Origin of the sequence: Tabrizicola sp., from assembly GCF_031377265.1 — a bacterium.
In the GTDB taxonomy this organism is placed as follows: Bacteria; Pseudomonadota; Alphaproteobacteria; order Rhodobacterales; family Rhodobacteraceae; genus JAUYQR01.
Map to the genome: position 1 here is coordinate 1 of NZ_JANMET010000319.1, position 2,693 is coordinate 2,693.

4 protein-coding genes are annotated in these 2,693 nt (G+C 62.0%); all 4 read left to right on the plus strand.

From position 1 onward, the window contains the following. Positions 1-23 precede the first annotated feature (23 nt). Entirely contained in the window at positions 24-353 is a 330-nt protein-coding gene (locus RMO18_RS17345; RefSeq protein ID WP_405054103.1) for a hypothetical protein, read from the plus strand. Positions 354-442: 89 nt separating this feature from the next. Continuing rightward, positions 443-1,090, plus strand: coding sequence for a carbonic anhydrase (locus tag RMO18_RS17350; protein WP_309667603.1), 648 nt, complete (start codon positions 443-445; stop codon positions 1,088-1,090). 185 nt (positions 1,091-1,275) lie between these two features. Next, positions 1,276-1,686, plus strand: a complete 411-nt coding sequence (locus tag RMO18_RS17355) for a hypothetical protein (protein WP_405054104.1) — start codon at positions 1,276-1,278, stop codon at positions 1,684-1,686. Positions 1,687-1,704: 18 nt separating this feature from the next. After that, the gene (locus RMO18_RS17360) at positions 1,705-2,403 is read left to right on the plus strand and encodes a VIT family protein (protein ID WP_309667605.1); all 699 of its coding nucleotides are present in this window, start codon (positions 1,705-1,707) and stop codon (positions 2,401-2,403) included. Positions 2,404-2,693 lie beyond the last annotated feature (290 nt).

The window sequence follows — 2,693 nt, forward strand, 5'->3', positions numbered from 1 at the left end:
CCCAAGGCCGTGCCCGGCGCGAGATGAGCGATCTGTTGTCCCGCGTGCCCCGGACGGCCGCACGTCACCAAGGCGGCGCGCTCGAAGAGGTGCCGCTGGATGCCATCGCACGGGGCGATCTGCTGCTGATCCACCAAGGCGACGTGGCACCCGTCGACGGCACGGTGGAAAGCGACCGCGCGATCCTGGACCAGTTGGCATTGACCGGCGAGTCGTTGCGCCTGCGGCCGATGCGCGGGAAGGAAGTCATGAGAGGGTCGACCAATGCGGCAATGGAAGAATGGCTGATTCAGATCAAGGCGAATGTCGCGTGTTCGGCGCAAACCATCAACCATGATCCAATCAGAATATGAAAGGAAATCGAAGGAATGACGTTCGATTGAACCGCCGTGGTCTTCTGCACGGTCTGGGCTGCTGCGCCAGCTTGCCTGCCGCGGCACTGTTGGCCACCGGCGCCAGCGCACAGGAAACGCAGGCTGCGATCGCTCCGCCGGTCCCGGACAACGTAACTCCTGAGCAGGCATTGGACCTGTTGAAAGCAGGTAACGCCGGGTTCATCACCGACGCGCCCTACCGCGCTGCGGACACGCGCGAACGACGTCTTGAAATTGCGGCAGGCCAGAAGCCGTTCACAGTTCTGGGGGGCTGTTCGGAATCCCGAGTGTCACCCGAACTGCTGTTCGGGCGCGGGTTGGGCGAGTTGTTCATTATCCGGGTTGCAGGTAACACTGTGGATCTGACAGCTCTTGGCAGCATCGAATATGCCGTTGCGCACCTCGGCGTTCCCTTGATCGTGGTCTTGGGCCATGAATGCTGCGGTGCAGTTGCAGCGGCGGTCGACGTAGTCGATAATAACGTGACGTTTGAAGGTGCCATCGGCGCGATGGTCGAGCCGATTATTCCTGCTGTATTGTCCGTGAAAGGCTCTGCGGGCGATCTGGTCGAGAATTCTGTCCGTGCCAATGTCGAGCGGGTCATTGCCCGGCTGCTGAGTTCGGGCGTGATCATCGAGAATTTGGTCGAAGAGGGTAAACTCATGGTTGTGGGTGCCCGCTATGATCTTGAAGATGGCATCGTCGACTTCATCTGATTTCAAAGCGCGTTGATCGCGTCACTTGCTTTGTTCCCAGATGATCGGAGGTTTTTTGCAACATGGCAATCAATGCCGGTTGCCATAATCCCGTCGGCGTTGCGTTAGAGGCGACGTGGCACCCAAGGACGGTACTATGATCAGCGCGCGCGATGCTGGACCAATCAGGCTTGACGGGCGAGGTGATGCCGATCCGGCTGGAACACGGCCAGGAAGTGATGAGTGGTTCGACCAACGCGGGCGAGGCTTTCGATCTGCGTGTCATTCGGGCTGCGGCCGACAGCACCTGTACCGGGATCGTGCGGCTGATCGAGGCGGCGCAGGCCTCCAAAGCGCCGATGGCACGGCCAGCCGACCGCTATACACTGGAAAGGGTTGACGCGGAGATCGGGCTGTCGATCCTCGGCATGATCGCCGCTGCTTTCGGATATCTCACACCCGTGCAGGGCGCGCTTGTGCAGGAGGTGATTGATGTCGCAGTGATCCTGAACGCGCTCAGGGCCCTCCGGATTGCGCCCCGCGTTTCAGGGCGGAATGAGGAAGCCGACGCCGCGTCTGCAACCTTGCCGCCTCTTGCGACCCAACCCACCCATTGACCCGGAAAGACCCTTCCTATGAGCAGATTGTCCCACTCCGAAGTCCACATGGTGCATCGCATCGGCTGGTTGCGCGCCGCAGTGCTCGGGGCGAATGATGGCCTTGTCTCGACCGCCAGTCTGGTTGTGGGCGTGGCCAGCGCAGGGTCCGGGCGGCCCGAGATTCTGATCGCTGGTCTGGCCGGGCTGGTGGCGGGTGCCATGTCGATGGCGGCAGGCGAGTATGTCTCGGTCAGTTCGCAGACCGACGCCGAACAGGCCGATCTGGCGCGCGAGACCCGAGAACTGAAAGACACGCCAGAGGCGGAGTTGGACGAACTGACCCGCATCTATGTTGGGCGCGGGCTGGACGAGGATCTGGCCAGGCAGGTCGCGGTCCAGCTGACGCAGAAAAACGCGCGCGGGGCCCAGGCGCGCGACGAGCTTGGCATCTCGGAGACGGTGACCGCACGACCGATCCAGGCGGCGGTCGTCTCGGCGATGACCTTTGCGGCCGGTGCCGTCATCCCGCTGATCGTGGCCTCGGTGGCACCTGCAGCGCAGATATCGGCGATTGTTGCAGGGACAACCCTGATCGGCCTGATGGCGCTCGGCGGCCTTGGGGCATCGGTCGGTGGTGCAGGCGTCGTCAAGGGTGCCATTCGCGTGACATTCTGGGGCGCCCTTGCCATGGCCGCGACGGCCGCCGTCGGGTGGGTTTTTGGCGTTGCGGCTTGATCGTGGCCCAAACCCCGACTGAATGCACCCTGGTGCGATCGCCGCAACGACTGATGTCGATCAATGCCTTGGCGCCCGCTTCATGCAACTTTCCAAACTGATGCAATGGAACATGCCATGACCATGACAAGAGACCGGATCGGCAGCGTCCGAGGCTACACGATCTATCAGATCGGCCTGCATTGGCTGATCGCCGCGCTGGTTTTCGTGCAACTGATCTTCGGCGAAAGCATGACCGAGGCCATTGAAGCAGCCGAGGAAGGTGAGCCCGTCTCCGCGCTTGAAGGCAA